Annotated in this window: 18 protein-coding genes; 8 read left to right on the top strand and 10 right to left on the bottom strand. The window is 72.6% G+C overall.

Going from position 1 to position 17,017, the window contains the following annotated elements; all coding sequences use genetic code 11:
* Window positions 1-28 precede the first annotated feature (28 nt).
* From paoC to J3A75_RS28230, 6 genes are all read right to left on the bottom strand, one after another.
* Window positions 29-2,248 carry an aldehyde oxidoreductase molybdenum-binding subunit PaoC gene (gene paoC, locus J3A75_RS28255; protein WP_012321184.1) on the bottom strand — a complete coding sequence of 740 codons (2,220 nt, stop codon included), beginning with the start codon at window positions 2,246-2,248 and terminating at the stop codon, window positions 29-31.
* A gap of 3 nt (window positions 2,249-2,251) precedes the next feature.
* The gene (locus J3A75_RS28250; protein ID WP_012321183.1) at window positions 2,252-3,202 is read right to left on the bottom strand and encodes an FAD binding domain-containing protein; all 951 of its coding nucleotides are present in this window, start codon (window positions 3,200-3,202) and stop codon (window positions 2,252-2,254) included.
* A complete protein-coding gene (paoA, locus tag J3A75_RS28245; protein WP_012321182.1) occupies window positions 3,199-3,774 on the bottom strand; it encodes an aldehyde dehydrogenase iron-sulfur subunit PaoA in 576 nt (191 codons plus the stop codon). Before paoA ends, J3A75_RS28250 begins: the two co-directional genes overlap by 4 nt.
* A 268-nt stretch (window positions 3,775-4,042) precedes the next feature.
* Window positions 4,043-4,240, bottom strand: a complete 198-nt coding sequence (locus J3A75_RS28240; protein ID WP_012321181.1) for a hypothetical protein — start codon at window positions 4,238-4,240, stop codon at window positions 4,043-4,045.
* A 141-nt stretch (window positions 4,241-4,381) separates the two neighbouring features.
* Window positions 4,382-6,850 carry an EAL domain-containing protein gene (locus J3A75_RS37120; RefSeq protein WP_053622615.1) on the bottom strand — a complete coding sequence of 823 codons (2,469 nt, stop codon included), beginning with the start codon at window positions 6,848-6,850 and terminating at the stop codon, window positions 4,382-4,384.
* Between the two features lie 139 nt (window positions 6,851-6,989).
* Window positions 6,990-7,457 carry an NUDIX hydrolase gene (locus J3A75_RS28230; protein WP_024828885.1) on the bottom strand — a complete coding sequence of 156 codons (468 nt, stop codon included), beginning with the start codon at window positions 7,455-7,457 and terminating at the stop codon, window positions 6,990-6,992.
* 245 nt (window positions 7,458-7,702) lie between these two features.
* On the opposite strand from J3A75_RS28230, the gene J3A75_RS28225 reads away from it, so the two are divergent.
* Both J3A75_RS28225 and J3A75_RS28220 read left to right on the top strand, forming a co-directional pair.
* Complete coding sequence (locus J3A75_RS28225) at window positions 7,703-8,176, top strand: CYTH domain-containing protein (RefSeq protein ID WP_071000121.1); 474 nt, start codon at window positions 7,703-7,705, stop codon at window positions 8,174-8,176.
* 64 nt (window positions 8,177-8,240) lie between these two features.
* Window positions 8,241-8,489: a hypothetical protein gene (locus tag J3A75_RS28220; protein WP_012321177.1), complete on the top strand. Its 249-nt coding sequence runs from the start codon at window positions 8,241-8,243 to the stop codon at window positions 8,487-8,489.
* Window positions 8,490-8,531: 42 nt separating this feature from the next.
* Here J3A75_RS28220 and J3A75_RS28215 read toward each other — a convergent pair whose 3' ends face one another.
* The 3 genes from J3A75_RS28215 to J3A75_RS28205 form a co-directional block, all read right to left on the bottom strand.
* Window positions 8,532-9,128: a hypothetical protein gene (locus J3A75_RS28215; protein ID WP_012321176.1), complete on the bottom strand. Its 597-nt coding sequence runs from the start codon at window positions 9,126-9,128 to the stop codon at window positions 8,532-8,534.
* Between the two features lie 245 nt (window positions 9,129-9,373).
* Window positions 9,374-9,619 (bottom strand): hypothetical protein, encoded by a 246-nt coding sequence (locus J3A75_RS28210; RefSeq protein WP_012321175.1) that lies wholly within the window; start codon window positions 9,617-9,619, stop codon window positions 9,374-9,376.
* A 240-nt stretch (window positions 9,620-9,859) separates the two neighbouring features.
* Window positions 9,860-10,468, bottom strand: coding sequence for a PAS domain-containing protein (locus tag J3A75_RS28205; RefSeq protein ID WP_012321174.1), 609 nt, complete (start codon window positions 10,466-10,468; stop codon window positions 9,860-9,862).
* A gap of 170 nt (window positions 10,469-10,638) precedes the next feature.
* Between J3A75_RS28205 and J3A75_RS28200 the strand changes: the two genes are divergently transcribed.
* From J3A75_RS28200 to J3A75_RS28180, 5 genes are all read left to right on the top strand, one after another.
* Window positions 10,639-10,944: a hypothetical protein gene (locus J3A75_RS28200; RefSeq protein WP_012321173.1), complete on the top strand. Its 306-nt coding sequence runs from the start codon at window positions 10,639-10,641 to the stop codon at window positions 10,942-10,944.
* 84 nt (window positions 10,945-11,028) lie between these two features.
* Window positions 11,029-12,600 (top strand): ABC transporter substrate-binding protein, encoded by a 1,572-nt coding sequence (locus J3A75_RS28195; protein WP_043074531.1) that lies wholly within the window; start codon window positions 11,029-11,031, stop codon window positions 12,598-12,600.
* Window positions 12,601-12,998: 398 nt separating this feature from the next.
* Window positions 12,999-14,321 carry an MFS transporter gene (locus tag J3A75_RS28190; protein WP_012321171.1) on the top strand — a complete coding sequence of 441 codons (1,323 nt, stop codon included), beginning with the start codon at window positions 12,999-13,001 and terminating at the stop codon, window positions 14,319-14,321.
* 131 nt (window positions 14,322-14,452) lie between these two features.
* Window positions 14,453-14,632 (top strand): hypothetical protein, encoded by a 180-nt coding sequence (locus J3A75_RS28185; protein WP_012321170.1) that lies wholly within the window; start codon window positions 14,453-14,455, stop codon window positions 14,630-14,632.
* Between the two features lie 24 nt (window positions 14,633-14,656).
* Window positions 14,657-15,070 carry a VOC family protein gene (locus J3A75_RS28180; RefSeq protein ID WP_012321169.1) on the top strand — a complete coding sequence of 138 codons (414 nt, stop codon included), beginning with the start codon at window positions 14,657-14,659 and terminating at the stop codon, window positions 15,068-15,070.
* A gap of 119 nt (window positions 15,071-15,189) precedes the next feature.
* On the opposite strand, the gene J3A75_RS28175 is transcribed toward J3A75_RS28180, so the two are convergent.
* Window positions 15,190-16,026, bottom strand: coding sequence for an outer membrane protein (locus tag J3A75_RS28175; RefSeq protein ID WP_012321168.1), 837 nt, complete (start codon window positions 16,024-16,026; stop codon window positions 15,190-15,192).
* 425 nt (window positions 16,027-16,451) lie between these two features.
* On the opposite strand from J3A75_RS28175, the gene J3A75_RS28170 reads away from it, so the two are divergent.
* Window positions 16,452-16,946 carry a GAF domain-containing protein gene (locus tag J3A75_RS28170; protein WP_053622247.1) on the top strand — a complete coding sequence of 165 codons (495 nt, stop codon included), beginning with the start codon at window positions 16,452-16,454 and terminating at the stop codon, window positions 16,944-16,946.
* Window positions 16,947-17,017 lie beyond the last annotated feature (71 nt).

Raw genomic sequence — 17,017 nt, 5'->3', positions numbered from 1 at the left:
CGCCCGGCAGGACGTCCCCGCGCCCCGGTCAGGCCGCGTCCGGCATGCGGTCGAGGAGCTTGTCGAGGGTGATCGGGTAGTCGCGCACGCGGATGCCGGTGGCGTTGTAGATCGCGTTCGCGACCGCGGCGCCGACCCCCGAGATGCCGAGCTCACCCACGCCCTTGGCCTTCATGGGTGAGGACATCGGGTCGACCTCGTCGAGGAAGATCACCTCCTGGTGCGGGATGTCGGCGTGGACCGGCACCTCGTAGCCGGCGAGGTCGTGGTTGGCGAAGAAGCCGCGCTTGGTGTCGACGGCGAGCTCCTCCATCAGGGCCGCGCCGGTGCCCATGACCATCCCGCCGATCACCTGGCTGCGGGCGGATTTGGGGTTGAGGATGCGCCCCGCCGCGCAGACCGCCAGCATCCGCCGCACCCGGACCTCGGCGGTGTCGGCATCCACCGCGACCTCGACGAAGTGGGCCCCGAAGGTCGAGACCTGCTGCGTCTTCGAGAACTTGCCGAACTCGATCGCGTCCTCGGCCACCAGTTCGCCGTCGGCGGCGGCCTGGGCCAGCGGGATGGCGCGGTTGCCGGCGCGGACCTCGCCGTCCTCGAACACCGCGTCGGTGGCATTGAAGCCGAGCTTCTGCGCGACGGCCTCCCGCAGTTTCACGCAGGCCGCGTAGACGCCCGCGGTCGACGAATTGGCGCCGAACTGGCCGCCCGAGCCCGACGAGACCGGGAAGTCCGAGTCGCCGAGCCGCGCCACGACCCGGTCGAGGGGCACGCCCATCATCTCGGCGGCGGTCTGCGCGATGATCGTGTAGCTGCCGGTGCCGATATCGGTCATGTCGGTCTCGACCGTGACCGTGCCGTCGGCCGAGAGCCGCACCCGGGCGCCCGACTTCAGCACCATGTTGTCGCGGAAGGCCGCCGCCATGCCGTGCCCGACGAGCCACTGCCCCTCCCGGACCTGGCCGGGCTTCGGGTTGCGCCTGGCCCAGCCGAACCGCTCGGCGCCGAGCTTGAGGCAGCCGACGAGGTCGCGGTGTGAGAAGCGCAGGTCCGGCTGGGTCGGGACGACCTGCGTGTCGTTGCGGATGCGGAACTCCACCGGGTCGAGGCCGAGCTTCTCCGCCATCTCGTCCATGGCGACCTCGAGCACCGCCAGCCCCGGGGCCTCGCCCGGCGCCCGCATGGCGTTGCCCTCGGGCAGGTCGAGACGGGCGAGCTTCATGGCGGTCAGGCGGTTCGCCCCCGCGTAGAGGTACTTGGTCTGGTTCACCGCCGTCTCGGGGTCGCCGTCCGGCAGGTTGCCCGACGTGCTCTCGTGCGCGATCGCCGTGATGGTGCCGTCCTGGGTCGCGCCGATCCGCACCCGCTGGATCGTGGCCGGCCGGTGCGTGGTGTTGTTGGCGATGAGCGGGCGCGTCAGCGCCACCTTCACGGGCCGCCCTGCCGCCTTCGCGGCGAGCGCCGCCAGCACCGCGTCGGCGCGCACGAACAGCTTGCCGCCGAAGCCGCCGCCGACGTAGGGCGCGTCGAGCCGGACCTTGTCCTTCGGCAGGCCGAGCATCTTGGCGAGGCTGCCGTGGCCCCAGCCGATCATCTGGTTGGCGGTCCAGAGCGTGACCCGGTCGCCGTCCCAGGCCGCCGTCGTGGCGTGCGGCTCCATCATGGCGTGGCTCTCGTCGGACGTCGTGTAGGTCGCGTCGAGCGTCACGGGCGCCTGCGCGAAGGCGCCCTCGAAATCGCCGACCCGCTCCTCGCCGTCGCCGCCGCTGCCCTCGCCGCTGTCGGCCGGGACCGGCTCGGCGGTCTTCGCCGCGGCGGCGAGGTCGAACGCACCGGCCTCGGGGGCGTAATCGACCGTCACCAGGAAGGCGGCCGCGCGGGCCTGCTCGAAGGTCTCGGCCACCACCACGGCGATCGCCTGGTGGTAGTGCTGGATCACGTCGCCGCCGAACAGGTAGGCGACGTTCATCACGCCGCGCTCGATCCGCGGCGTGTCGAGGGTGGTGACGACGGCGACGACGCCGGGCGCCTGCCGGGCCGAGGCCGTGTCGATGCTGCGCACCCGGCCCTTGGCGATGGCGGAGCCCAGCACGTAGCCGTAGGCGGCGTCGGGGGCCGCGTCGTGGCGCTCGTACGCGTAGGGCGCGGTGCCGGTGGTCTTGTACTTGCCGTCGATGCGGTCGGTGGGCCGGCCGACGACCTTGAGGCGGTCGATCGGGTTCGGGCCCGCGGCGGTGTCGAACTTCATGGCTCAGGCCCTCGCTTGGTTGAGCGCGGCGCCGAGGGTCCGCTCGGCGAGCTTCAGCTTGTAGGCGTTCTCGTGGGTGGGCGCGGCGTCGGCGAAGACCCGGTCGGTCACGGCCCGGGCGCCCTTCGGGAGATCGGCCTCGGCCGCCTCGACCCGCCAGGGCTTGTGGGCGACGCCCCCGAAGGCGACGTGGCCCGTGCCGTCCTTGCCCAGGATCGCCGCCACCGAGACCAGCGCGTAGGCGTAGGAGGCGCGGTCGCGGACCTTTCGGTAGATGTGCGTGCCGGCGACCGGCTTCGGCAGCGTCACGGCGGTGATCAGCTCGCCGGGCCCGAGGTTCGTGTCGCGCTGCGGTTCGTCGCCAGGCAGGCGGTGGAACTCGGCGATCGGGATCTTGCGCGCGGCGCCCCCGGCGTCGATCGTCTCCACGGTGGCGTCGAGGACGCGCATGGCCACCGCCATGTCGCCCGGATGCGTGGCGATGCAGGCCTCGCTGGCGCCGATCACCGCGAGTTGCCGGCTCACACCGTCGAGCGCCGAACAGCCGGAGCCCGGCTGGCGCTTATTGCAGGGCTGCGCGGTGTCGTAGAAGTACGGGCAGCGGGTCCGCTGCAGCAGGTTGCCGGCGGTGGTCGCCTTGTTGCGCAACTGTCCCGAGGCGCCGGCGAGCAGCGCGCGGGCGAGGACCCCGTAATCCTTGCGCACCCGCGGATGGGCCGCGAGGTCGGTGTTGCGCACCAGGGCGCCGATGCGCAGGCCGCCCTCTTCGGTCGGCTCGACCGCGTCGAGGCCGAGCCCGTTCACGTCGACGAGGTGGCGCGGCGTCTCGATCTGCAGCTTCATCAGGTCGAGCAGGTTGGTGCCGCCGGCGATGAATTTGGCGCCGGGCGTGGCGGCGACGGCGGCGGCCGCCTCGGCGGGCGTGCCCGGGCGCTCGTACGTGAAGGACTTCATGCGCGGCTCCCGGCGACTTCGGTGATCGCCTCGACGATGTTGGAATAGGCGCCGCAGCGGCAGAGGTTGCCGCTCATCCGCTCGCGGATCTCCGTCTCGGTCACCTGCGGGGCGGCGCCGAGATCCGCCGTGACGTGGCTCGGGATGCCGGCCCTGATCTCCTCCAAGACCGCGACGCCCGAGCAGATCTGGCCCGGCGTGCAGTAGCCGCACTGGTAGCCGTCGTGCTTGACGAAGGCCGCCTGCATCGGGTGCAGGTGGTCCGGCTGCCCGAGGCCCTCGACGGTCACGATCTCGGCGCCCTGGTGCATGATCGCCAGCGTCAGGCAGGCATTGATGCGCCGCCCGTCGACGATCATCGTGCAGGCGCCGCACTGGCCGTGATCGCAGCCCTTCTTGGACCCGGTGAGGTGCAGGTGCTCGCGCGCGGCGTCGAGCAGGCTGGTGCGGGTGTCGAGTTCGAGCGTGCGCCGCTCGCCGTTCACCGTGAACGTGACGGTGGCGAGGACCGGTGCGTCGGTCCGCGCAGGTCTGGCGCCCGGGTCCTGGGGCGCGGCTTCAACTCCCAGCATCAAGTCTCTCCGGTTCAGATTACAGAGGCGCGGACGGGATCCCGGTTTCCGGGCCCGGTGCCGACGGGCACCCCGCTCCGGCGGGACACCCGGCGGGCTCGTCCGGGACACACCAGCACCCTGGATTGGCTCCAAGGTAGAGCCCGCGCCGGCGATCGTCAGGGGGGCCGCGCGGCCGGGGCACGAATAAGGGGGCAGGCCGCGCCGGGGCGCCCAAACGAAAGGGCCGACCCGAAGGCCGGCCCCGATCGTCGCGCTGAGGCCCGGCCTACTCGGCCGCGGTCATCTCGGCGGTGTAGTGGCCGCACCAGTCCTGGGCGGCGACCACCGGCCACAGGCCCTTCGACTCGGGCGCGGGCTGGCTGACCGGCGGGTTGAAGCGGCACAGGCCGGCATCGTTCTGCGCGACGGCGCCGTTGCCCTTGTGCTCGTCGAAGAACCGGCAGGTCTCGCACTTGGCGTTCATGGTCAGGCTCCTGTGAGGCCGGCGGCCCGGGGGCCGTCCCGGCGAGGGACGAGAGCTTGGACCTTAGAAGTGATCCAATCTGCGGGGCCAACGTCGGAGGGTTCCGGCGGGTTCCCGGCCGCGGCGGCGGGGCGCTCCCGCTCAGCCGGCGGCCGCGAAGGCCGGCTCGGCCGGGGCGGTGGCCCCGGAGGCCCCGGAGGCCCCGGCGGGACCGCCGACCGCGGCGGCGTAATCGGTGATCGGGCGCGGCCTGCCGAACAGGTAGCCCTGCATCTCGCCGCAGGCCTCCTCGGTCAGGAACTTCATCTGCGCGTGGGTCTCGACGCCCTCCGCGACGACGCCCATGCCGAGGCTGCGGCCGAGGCTGAGCACGGCCCGCACGATCACGGCGGCCTGCGGCCCGGTCCCGAGCTGCGCCACGAAGGAGCGGTCGATCTTGAGCTTGTCGAACGGGAAGGCCTGGAGGGTCGCGAGCGACGCGTAGCCGGTCCCGAAATCGTCCATGCTGATCCGGATGCCGTAGCTCTTCAGGCGGCGGAGGATGCCCACGGCCCGCGCCATGTCGTTGATGATGATGCTCTCGGTGACCTCCAGCTCCAGGCGGTCCGGCGACAGGCCGGTCTCCGCCAGGATCGCCAGGACGGTCTCGGGCAGGTCCGGCTTCTGGAACTGGCGGGGCGAGAGGTTGACGGCGACCTTCAGGGGCTGCGCCCACTGCGCCGCCTCGCGGCAGGCCTCGCGCAGCACCCAGTCGCCGAGCGCCACGATCAGGCCGGTCTCCTCGGCGAGGGGCACGAACAGGTTCGGCGAGACGCTGCCGCGCACCGGGTGGGTCCAGCGCAGCAGCGCCTCGAACCCGACGAGCGCCCCCGTGTGGCCGTCGACCTGCGGCTGGTAGTGCAGGCCCAGGGTGTTGTCGTCGAGGGCCTGGCGCAGGTCGCGCTCGAGCACCCGCCGCTCCTCGGCCTCCTCGTCCATGGCGGGGGTGAAGATCCGGTACGTGCCGCGGCCCTCGGCCTTGGCCCGGTAGAGGGCGAGGTCGGCGCGGCGGTACAGGGGCTCGGCGTCGGTCCCGTGCTCGGGCGCCAGCGCGATGCCGACGCTCAGGCCGACGCCGACGCGGTGCCCGCCCACGCTGAACGGGCTGTCGAACAGCGCGATGAGGCGCTCGGCCAGGGCGCCGGCCTCGGCCGCGCCGCCGGCGGAGAGCACGGCGAACTCGTCGCCCCCGAGCCGGGCCACGGCCCCGTCCCCGGCGATTCCCCGCAGGCCGGCCGCCACGCGCCGGAGGAGCTCGTCCCCGGCCTGGTGGCCGAGGCTGTCGTTCACGCTCTTGAAGCCGTCGAGGTCGAGGTACAGGACCGCGCAGGCGCCGCCGCGCTGGACGATGTCGGCGAGGCTGCGTTCGAGGGTCTCGTGGAACAGCGCCCGGTTCGGCAGGCCGGTGAGCACGTCGTGGCGGGCGAGGCGCGCCACCTCCGCCTCCGCGGCCTTCCGCTTGGTGATGTCGGTGAAGGTCCGCACGAAGCCGCCATCCGCCAGGGGCACGGTGCGGACCTCCAGCACGAGGCCGTTCGGCCGCGCCCGCTCGTGAACCTGCGTCTGCCCGGCCTCGCCGCGCTCGATCCAGGTCCGGATCGAGCGGTCCGGGCGCCGGCGCTCGCGGCGGCTCGCCTCGTGGCGCAGCACCGCCCGGTAGCTCGGCCGCGCCTGCATCATCGCCCGCGGCAGGTCGAGGAGCGCCAGTGCCCGCTCGTTGCACACCCGCACCACGCCGCCCGCGTCGACCATGATGAGGCCCTGGTCCATGCTGTCGAGGGTGGCGTCGAGCAGCAGGGTCTTCTCGCGCAGCATGCGGCCCTGCCGGGCCAGGGCGACGTTGATCCGGCGCAGATGGTCCAGCATCAGCGTCAGCGCCGCGAAGGCCAGGATCACCGCCATCATGCCGGCGATGCCGGCGGCCAGGACGCCGCGGGCGAGGCCGAGCTGCGGGACCGCCAGGGCCGGGTCCGGCACCACGCGGGCGGCCGCCATGGCCAGGAAGTGCAGGACCGCGATGGCGAGGGTCAGGACGGTCGCGGCCGCGAGCCGGGCCCGCGCGCCCGCGCGCCCGACATGGATGGCCATGCCGGCGGCCGCGAGCCCGCAGCCCGCCGCGATCGCCGTGGCGGCCAGGGCCGGGTCCCAGGTGAAGTGCCCCGGCAGCCGCACGCCGGCGATGCCGAGGAAGTGCATGCAGGCGATGCCGATCCCGAGCGCGAGCCCGGCCCCCGCCCCGGCCCAGCGCGACGGCATGGCCCGGGCGAACAGGAACGCCACGGTGGCGGCCGCGATCGCGACGATCAGCGAGAGCAGGGTCGTGCGCGGCTCGTAGCCCAGCACCACGCCGGGATCGTAGCCCAGCATGCCGATGAAGTGCGTGCTCCAGATCCCGGCCCCGATCGAGAAGCCCGACGCCAGGAGCCAGACCGGCCCGTACCCGTCGGCGCGGACCTGGACGCGCTGCTCGAGCTTGAGGGCGACCGCGCAGGAGATCCAGCACACGCAGGCGGCCAGGGCGACCACCCAACCGGTATGTTCCTCGGTCAGGCAAGCGAACGCGCGATACATCGAGGTGCCCCGCCCATCTTCGACGGCGGGAACCTTAACCTGCGGATACTAATCAGAAGTTGCATCGCGCCCGGGCGCCGATCGGCCTCGCGATGCTGGCCCGGCTCTCACGGGCGCCGCGACGGGCCGCCCGCGCCGGTCAGCCGCGCTCGCCGCGAATCTCGACCGGCCGCGTCGCGAAATCCGTCAGGAGTTCTTGGAGCTCGTCCTCGTGGACGAGGCGCGCCGCCTCCTCGGGCGGGAACCATCGCAGCGTGCGCTGGGCCTGTTCCGGCCAGCGCTCGTGCTGGGCCTCGACCCGAAGCGGGTAGACGCGCACCATGCAGGGGAAGGCGCGGCCGTGATCGAAGCGCTTCTGGTAGTGATACCGGCCGACCGGGTTGGCGGCGATCTGCCCCTCGAGCCCCGCCTCCTCGTAGGCCTCCCGCTCGGCGGCCTGATGGGCCTTGCGGCCAGCCATCGGCCAGCCCTTCGGGATGATCCAGCGCCCCGTGTCCCGCGAGGTGATCAGCAGAACCTCGATCCGTCCGTCCGCGCCGACGCGAAACGGCAGGGCCGCCACCTGCTTGAGCGGTTTGACCTGCGCCTTCCGGAGCAGCTTCTTCAAATTCGGCCGCTTGGATGCCGTCTTCAGCGGTGACCTCGGGGATGGAGGGGGGCGGGATTTCTGATGATGCTTGTGCAAGCGACGGACTCCTCACGCTTTTACATAAGTTTAACAGGATCGCATTGCAGCCCACGCGCATTGGCACCGAGCCATGCCTGTAACGCTGTGCTCATCCCCGCCTGCCGGCTTGTCTCGGGCCGGCTTGTCGGCGAAGGCTGACGCGGCAACCGTCCACGAGGCGCGGCATGGCTGTCGAGATCGAGCGCAAGTTCATCGCGAACCCGTCGGTTCTGGCGCTGTGCCGGGCGGGGACGCCCCTGGTTCAGGGCTATCTCTTCACCGACGCGGCCAACACAATCCGGATCCGCCGGGCCGGTGAGCGCGCGCTCATCACGTGGAAGAGCCCGCGCCGCGGCGCCAGCCGGGACGAGATCGAGTTCGCCATCGCGCCGGAGGACGGCGCGGCGCTCCTCGCTACGGTGCCGCCGGACCGGCGGCTCGAGAAGACCCGCTACCGGGTCGCGCATGCCGGGGCGATGTGGGACGTCGACGTGTTCGGCGGGGAACTCGCGGGCCTGATCCTGGCCGAGATCGAACTGGAGCGCGAGGACCAGCCGATGGTGCTCCCCCCGTGGGTCGAGCGCGAGGTCACCGACGACGCGCGCTACCGCAACTCGCGGCTGGCCGCCGGACCGATGCCGGAGCGGCAGGCAGCCTAGATCCGCGCCGCGTCCGGCGGGTCCGCCCGGTTGAACATCCGGGGACACCCGCCGTTCTAACGGGATGCCCCGGACCCTGATCACCTGGACGCAGGACGAGACTGCCGGCGTGCCGCTCCCGCGCTTCGTCGGCCGGGTCGGGGCGGTCGTCGTGGGGATCTGCGCCTACGACGGATCGAGCCGGTTCTGGACTTGGTGGAGCCCGCTGGCCGAGGACATCTGGGGCCACGGCCAGGACGCCGAGGGCGCCCGGCAGGGCTGCGAGGCCTGGCTGCGCGGATGGCTCGAGAACTTCAGGCCGTTCTTCACCTGACGATTCGGGCCGCGGCGGGCCGCGGCGGACGCGACCGGGCCGTCAGCGCATGAACTGCGGAAGGCGCCGCTTCCAGCGCTCGCCGAGCCGCAGCTCGTTCGTCCGCCGTCCTGCCGTCGACCGCGGCGACGGCCCCTGACCGGTCGCTTGGCCCGTCGCCTGGCCCGTCGCGGCCGGCGGGATGCCGGCGGGCGCCTCGTCCACGGGCGGAGCCGGCAGTGGGGCGGGCGGCGCGGCCGGGCGCGGCGGCGGTGCCGTCGGCCCCTGCGGGAGCGCGTCCCGCGCGGCCGCGCGCGGCCGTCCGCGCCGCGCCCGCGGCGCCGGGACGGTCTCGGCGGCGGGTTCCGTCACGGCATCGCCGGCGGCTTCGACGACCGGCTCGACCGGGACATCGAACATCGGCATGAGGCTCGGCAGGACGCGGCGCACCGGTGCGTCCGGCACCTTCCGCTCCGGGCGCGGCGCCGGCGCCGCCTGGGGGGCGGGCGCGGGCGCGGGCGGCTCGAGGGCAGCCTGCGCCAGTTCTGGCCACAGGATCTTGTCCGGGCGCGGTCGCGCCTCGGTGGCAGTCAGCGTTGTGCGGGCCGAACGAGTCTGCTTGACTTCGACCATGAACGGTCGCGCGCTGCGGCGCTTCATGTAAGATGATCCTCGGAAGCATTCGAGCCCGCACTTCGGCGGCACGAACACACCGAGGTTAAGCCTGATCTCGGCCGTTGTCCAGAAAGACGACGTCGTACTGGTCGAATTTCTCTTTAGTCGAGATCGGCCGCGGTCCTTTCCAGGCCTCGGGTCGTGAAACGGAAGTCGTGTACGCCCGAGCACCGCCCGGGCACGGGGTGATCTGTTGCGGGACGGGCGCCGCGCGATCAGGTCTCTCGCGATCAGGCGGCCCGCGCCTGCCCGTGTGCCTGCCCGTGTGCCGGGTGGCGCCGCAGGGGACCGGGCGCTCCGAACAGGGACTGGTACAGCGCGGCCGGCGTCCGGGCCTCGCCGCTGCCGTCCGTGATCGTCACCTCGGCCATGCCGGCCGCGATCAGGCTCATGCCCTGATCCAGGGCGGTCAGGACCGAGGCGTGCTGGTAGGCGAACCGGCGCGCGGACAGGCGTGCGGTGACGGTGAAATGCATGACGACGATCCCGGAAATCCGAATCCCGCCGGGGTTCGGACGGCAACGGCGCGCGCGCGGCACGCTCGGGTGAGGACGGGGCTCCGGCAACGCCGCTGCCGGCATCCGGTCCCGCACCTGCTCGCCGCCAATAAAGTCGTTATCTTGACGAAAGCTTGTTCGTCCCCGCTTTGCACGGAAAAAGGCCGATCACTGTCGGTGCGGCTCCAGTGTTTGCCGCCGCTCCGCCGCGGTCAAGCTTCAGTTCAGGAGCCGGCGCCGCTCGGCGACCTGCCGCCGGGCCAGCCGCCGCCCCAGCGCCATCAGCAGCGCGTCCGCCTCGGCCTTCAGGGCCGGATCGCCCAGCGCCGCGAGGGCCCGCTGCGCGGCGAGGGCGTGCTCGACCGCCCGGTCCAGGGGCGTCTCGCCGGTGCCGGGCGCGGCCGCGCCGCCGGTCTCCTCGCCCGCGCGCAGCGCTGTAATGTCCACGAGGATCCCGCGCCCGCCCGTCGGCCGGCCGTCACGGTCGCTGGTGAAGCGGCCGCGCGCCAGGACCCAGCGCGTCCGGCCGTCGACGGAGATCACCCGGTACTCGGCGACGTAGGAGCTCCCCGCCGCGACGCTGCGGCGGACCAAGCCGACGACGCGGTCGCGGTCGTCGGCGTGGATGGCCGCCTCGTAGTGTGCCATCGGGATCCCGGCTTCCGCCTCGGTCGGGTCGACCTTGAACAGGAGCGCCACCAGGGCGTCGACCCGCACGCGGTCCGTCGCGGGATCCCACGCCCAGTGCCCGATCATGTCGGCGGAATCGAGCGCGATCTGGAAGGCTTCGATGCAGGTCTGACCGACGGGCGCGCGGGTCTTGGGCATGGCGATGGGCGTGTGCGGTTCCGAGCCGGTCGGTCTACGGGGACGGTAGCTGCAACCTCAAGAGTTCTTTGACGCATTTATGCAACTGTTGCGTGCTGGCCACTCGCGTGCCGATGGTCTTCTGTATTATGAATGCTCAAGCCAGCCCGCGCGCCAGAGCCTGACCGCCGATGGGATCGAAATCACCTGTCCGGGGCAGATCCTCCGGGGATGCGGCGCCGGAGGACGACCTGTTCCAGCGCTCCGCCCCGCCGCACGCGCCGGGGGCCGGGCGGCTGCTGCAGCGGATCGCCGAGGCGCTGCAGGTTCCGGCCGCCTCCCTGTACGGCCCGCAGGGTGCGGAGCGCGGCGCCGCCGTCGCCGGCGGGCGTGCCGACGAGGCCGACGCCCTGCTGCACGCCTACAGGCGCATCGATGATCCCGAGCTTCGCCGCCGCGTCCTGACCCTCGTGCAGGATCTGGCGGCGGCACGCTGACCGGCGCGCCCGTGACGCGCCCGTGACGCGCTTGGCCCGCCACGTGCTAACCTCTGCGGGACTGCAACGCTTGGGCGAGTCGGCATGCTGAACAGACGATCCTTCATGGCCCTGTCGGGCGCCGCCCTCGCGGCACCGGCCCTGGCGCAGGGCGGCGCCGCCCGGACGCTCAAGTTCATCCCGCAGGCCGACCTGACGGTGCTCGATCCGATCTGGACGACCGCCTACGTCACCCGGAACCACGGGCTCGCCGTCTTCGACACGCTCTACGGCACCGATGCCGGCTACGCCGCCCAGCCGCAGATGGTGGCGGGCCACACGGTGGAGAACGACGGCAAGCTGTGGCGCCTCACCCTGCGGCCCGGGCTGACCTTCCACGACGGCAGCCCGGTGCTGGCCCGCGACTGCGTCGCGAGCGTCGCGCGCTGGGGCAAGCGCGACGCGATGGGCCAGACCCTCATGGCCTACACGGACGAGCTCTCGGCCCCGGACGACCGGACGATCCAGTTCCGGCTGAAGAAGCCCTTCGCGCTCCTGCCGGACGCGCTGGGCAAGGTCGGCTCCTCGATCTGCGCCATCATGCCGGAGCGTCTCGCCAGGACCGACCCGTTCACGCAGGTGACCGAGATGGTCGGCAGCGGCCCGTTCCGCTTCAAGGCGGACGAGCGCGTGGTCGGCGCCCGGGTGGTCTACGAGCGCTTTGCCGGCTACGTCCCCCGCGAGGGCGGCGAGCCGCAATGGACCTCGGGCCCGAAGCGCGCCTTCGTCGACCGGGTCGAGTGGCACGTCATCCCCGATCAGGCCACCGCCGCCTCGGCCATGCAGACGGGCGAGATGGACTGGTGGGAGCAGCCGCCGGCCGATCTCGTCCCGACCCTCGGCGGCCTGACGACGCGGATCACCGATCCGACCGGCCTGATCGGCTGCCTGCGGATGAACCAGCTCCAGCCGCCCTTCGACAATCCGGCGATCCGGCAGGTGCTGCTGAAGGTCGTCGACCAGACCGACTTCATGCAGGCGGTGACCGGGACCGATCCCAAGCTGATCCACGTGCCGACCGGCTTCTTCTGCCCGGGCCTGCCCATGGCGAGCGATGTCGGCCTCGACGTCCTGACGCGCAAGCGCGACTACGCGGGCGCCAAGGCGGCGCTGGCGGCGGCGGGCTACAAGGGCGAGAAGGTGGTGCTGATGGGCGCCTCGGACTTCCCGAGCCTGAAGGCGCTCGCCGACGTGGCGGCCGACATGCTCACCCGCGCCGGCTTCAACGTCGACTATCAGGTCATGGACTGGGGGTCGGTGGTGCAGCGGCGCGCCAAGAAGGAGCCGGTCGCCCAGGGCGGCTGGAGCGCCTTCTGCACCTTCTGGGCCGGGCTCGACCAGGCGAATCCGGCGGTCAGCGCCTTCCTGCGCGGGACGGGCCAGAGCGCCGCGATCGGCTGGCCCACCAGCGAGAAGATCGAGGCCCTGCGGGACCAGTGGCTGGACGCCCCGGACACCGCCGCGCGCAAGCGGCTCGCGGGCGAGCTCCAGCAGCAGGCCTTCGTCGACCTGCCCTACCTGCCCCTCGGGCAGTACTTCAACCAGACCTCGTACAAGCCGTCCCTGACCGGTGTCCTCGACGGCGTGCCGGTGTTCTGGAACGTCAAGAAGGCCTGAGGGCGAGGTCTGTAGGCGGTGCGAGCGGTCGAGAGACGCCCGCGCCGCCCGTCGTTGCGGGCGCAGCGAAGCAGTCCAGCGGCACCGCGCCCGCGGATGCCGGGCTGCCCCGGGTCGCTTCGCCGCCCCCTCGACAGATCCGCGCCGTTGAAGCCCGGCGGCGCTTCCCAGCCGCGGCGGCCGCGGGTTAAGCAGGGTCGGCACAGGTCACGACCAGAGATGACCGGCCCGCGAGGAAGCCCGAGACGCCGCGCCTGCCCGCCGCCCGCCCGCGCGGCGGCGCCCGGCGCCGTCCCGCCCCGCGCGGGCCCGGCCCTGACCCGGAGACGTGACCTGGATCGACCCGGACCCCCGCGGGGGCCGGCCTGACCCCGAGACACGCCGCGAGGATAGGCCCGATGACAGGCTCCTTGGACGAGGCCGCCCTGGAACGCTCGGCGATGCGCAGGATCGGCTGGCGGCTCGTGCCGTTCCTGATCCTCGCCTACTTCGTCTCCTTCCTGGACCGCGTGAATGTCGGCTTCGCGGCGATCCAGATGAACCACGATGTCGGCCTGTCGGCGACCGTGTTCGGCTGGGGCGCCGGCATCTTCTTCCTCGGCTACTTCCTGATGGAGATCCCCAGCAACCTGATGCTGGAGCGCTTCGGGGCGCGGCTGTGGATCGCCCGGATCATGGCGACCTGGGGGCTGATCTCCGCCGCCATGGCGCTGGTGCAGGGGCCGTGGTCGTTCATCGGCCTGCGCTTCCTGCTGGGGCTCGCCGAGGCCGGCTTCTTCCCCGGCGTCATCCTCTATCTCACCTACTGGTTCCCCTCCGCCTACCGGGCGCGGATCATCGGGATCTTCATGATCTCGATCCCGATCTCGTCGTTCCTCGGCTCGCCGATCTCCGGCGCGCTGCTCAACGTGACGGGGCTCGGCCTCGCCGGCTGGCAGTGGCTGTTCATCCTCGAGGGCCTGCCGGCGGTGTTCCTGGCCGTGGCGGTGCTGTGGTTCCTGCCGGACGGGCCGCGGGACGCGGCGTGGCTGCCGGCGGCCGAGCGGGACTGGCTGGAGCGGCAGCTCCGGGCCGAGGCCGCGCGCAACACCCGCCGCGGCCAGCCCGCGAAGCCGCCGCTCTGGGACATCCTGCGCGACCGGCGGCTCGCCCTCTTCGCCGCCATCTACTTCGGCTCGACGGCGAGCAGCTACGGGCTGTCGTTCTGGACGCCGCAGATCGTCAAGAGCTTCGGCCTCGGCAACGTCGAGACCGGGCTCCTGAACAGCATCCCGTACGGGTTCGCGTCCCTCGCGATGGTCCTCTGGGGCCGGCACAGCGACCGGACCGCCGAGCGGCGCTGGCACCTCGCGCTCTCGTTCCTGATCCTCGCGCTGGGGCTCGCGGGCGGCACGGTCCTCTCGGGGCTCGGCCCGGTCGTGGCGGCGCTGACGATCGCCGCCATGGGCGTCTACATGCTCAAGGGCCCGTTCTGGGCGCTCGCGACCGAGCAGATGCCGCCCGCCACGGCGGCGGCGAGCATCGCGGCCATCAACGCGGTCGGCAATCTCGGCGGCTTCCTCGGGCCCTACCTGATCGGCGCGATCAAGGACGGGACCGGCAGCTTCACCTTGAGCCTTCTGCCCCTGGTGATCTTCGCCCTGCTCTCGGCCGCCCTGTCGCTGGTGCCGGGCCGCGCCCCGCGTCCGGACCAGGGCACGCCGCGGCCGTCGACCGTCTGAGCCCGGCCGGGCGGCGAACCGAGGCCGGGACCGGCCGGTTGGCTCCGGTACAGCCGTCGCCCGGCGCGGGGCCGATCCGGACCGGATCGGGGCCCGCGGGCCGGGCGCGGCGATGAGCGGGAGCCGGACCCATGAAGCTCGACGACGCCTTGCGGGACGCCATCCTGGCGGAGCTGACGCGCCAGGCCGAGGCGGAGGATCCCGCGCCGCAGGTCGACCTGTCGGAGCCGGGCTACGCGCGGATCTCGGGGCGGATCGACCTCGAGGCCCTGCTGATGGTGATCGCCGGCGCGGTCGCCGGCGGGCCGTGACCGAGTCGCCGCCGGGAGATCGCCGTGCCCCAGCTCAACGCCATCCTGGAGACGGCGCTGTACGTCGCGGACCTCGACCGCGCCGAGGCCTTCTACCGCGACACGATGGGATTGCGCTGCCTCTTCACCGACTTCCGCATGCGCGCCTTCGACGTCGGCGGCCGCGGCGTCCTCCTGCTCTTCCCGGAAGGCGGGTCCCTGCAGCCGATCGAGACGCCGGGCGGTCTCATCCCGCCCCATGACGGCCGCGGCCCGGCCCATATCGCGTTCTCGATCGACGCGGACGCCCTCGCGTCCTGGGAGGATCATCTCGCGGCCGCCGGCGTGGCCGTCGAGGGCCGTACCCGCTGGCCGCGGGGCGGCGTCAGCGTCTACTTCCGCGACCCGGACGGGCACCTGCTCGAGCTGGCCACTCCCGGCCTCTGGAAGGGCTACTGAGGCGGCGCCGGGCCGCGATCCGGCCGCCCGAACGGCGACGGGGCCGCCTCCTCTCGGAAGCGGCCCCGTGCGTGTTCGGTCCGCCGCGACGGTCGCGATGCGACCGTCGCGGTGTGGTCTCAGTACGAGCCGAACTTGTAGTTCAGGCCGGCGCGGACGACGGCGAACTCGTCGGAGCGGCGGCCGATGCCGCTGTAGACGACCGGGAAGTTGTTGGCGGCGTTGATGACGAACGCGCCCTGGTTGCGGGTGTTGCGGTCGAGGTTCACGTACAGGCCTTCCACCTTCAGCGTCACGGCCGAGGAGCGGAAGAAGTTCAGGAACGAGTCGGTCGGGAGCGCGTACTCGATGCCGCCGCCGACGGCCCAGCCGGTGCGGAAGCTGTCGTTACCGGCGTAGCCGCCGAAGGAGCGGTCGGCGCTGCCCGAGCCGTAGGCGAAGCCGCCGGTGCCGTACACGAGGGTGCGGTCGAAGGCGTAGCCGAGGCGGCCGCGCACGGTGCCGAAGAAGTCGAGGCTGGAGAGGCCGCGCGGGTCGGTGAGGTAGTAGCCGGGGGCGACGGCGCCGGAGACGAAGGCGTTGTTCCGGTTGCGGCCGAAGTCGAGGTACTGGGCGTCGGCCTCGACGCCGATCACGACGCCGGAGCCCGGGGTGATCTGCCAGTTGTAGCCGATCTGGCCACCGCCGGAGAAGCCGTCCTGGCTGCGGTTGCGGAAGGAGGCGACGGTGCCGGGGGCGGCGTAGGGGAAGGGCACCGCGAAGGTGTTGCCGGTGTTGCGGTCGCTGGCGTCGAAGGCGTAGCCGGCGTTGATACCGAAGTAGGCGCCGGTCCAGGTGAAGACCGGGACGGGGGTGAACACCGGCGGCGGGGCGGCGCGGCGCGGCAGGTCGGCGGCCGAGGCGGCGCCGGTCAGGAGGGCCGTGGCGGCGCTCGCGAGAAGAAGCTTCTTGATCATCTGGTCCTCTGTCTCCCGTTGGACGGGATGTGTGCGGGGCGGACAGGACGTCAGGATGTGCCGGCGCGATAGTGCATCGTTGCAACAGCGCCGGCGGGGGTCCCGAGCCGGTGGGTCGGAAGGTGCGCTGGAGCACATCATCGCGGCCTCGTGATCCAATGGTGCGGAACTATTTCGAGACTTCTGTCACGGCGTCTCGCCGTGGCGGCCAATATGCGGTGGCCGGTTCCGCTCATCTCCGCGCGGTGACCTGCAATCTCCGCGTGGCCGCTCGCCATCGGCGGGCCGCTTGATCCAGGTTGTTGCCCGCGGTGTCGGCGCTGGCCAGGCTCGAGCGCCGGTTGATTTCGGGTGACGGCGACGTCGCGCGGCGGCCCCACACGCCCTGTTGCTCGCTGGATCGGAGTGCGCGCGCCGCGTCCGCCATGGATGAACGCTTCCTGGATCCTGCCTCGGGTCTGGCTCTGGCCTGTCGCCGTCTGGCGACCGCCTGCTCCCTGGAGGAGATGGTCGCGATCCTTCGCGAGACGGCACGGGCGATCGCCGGATCCGACGGGATCGCGGTGGTGCTGCGCGAGGGCGACGCCTCCTTCTACGCCGCCGAGGACGCCATCGAGCCGCTGTGGCGCGGCCGCAGGTTCCCGCTGACGTCGTGCATCTCGGGGCACGCGATGCTGGACGACGCCACCCTCGTGATCCCGGACATCGAGTCCGATCCCCGGGTGCCGGTCGCCCTCTACCGCCTGACCTCGATGCGCAGCCTCGTGATGGTGCCGATCGGCTCGCCCGAGCCCGTCGCCGCGCTCGGCGCCTACTGGTGCGCCTCGGTCATCCCGGACGACGCGACGGTCCGCCGGCTCGAGGCGGTGGCCCGGCACGCGGCGGCTGCCCTGGCGCGAATGCGTCCGGCGGGGTCGTAGCGGTCGGGGCCGCGCGGCCCGGCGACGGCGCCGGGATCCGGCCCGCGGCGGGATCGATCGGCCGTCCCGGC

Source organism: Methylobacterium sp. PvP105 (assembly GCF_017876975.1).
Lineage (GTDB): Bacteria > Pseudomonadota > Alphaproteobacteria > Rhizobiales > Beijerinckiaceae > Methylobacterium > Methylobacterium radiotolerans.
Note: the sequence above shows the minus strand (reverse complement) of the source record. Positions and strands in the feature narration are given on the sequence as shown.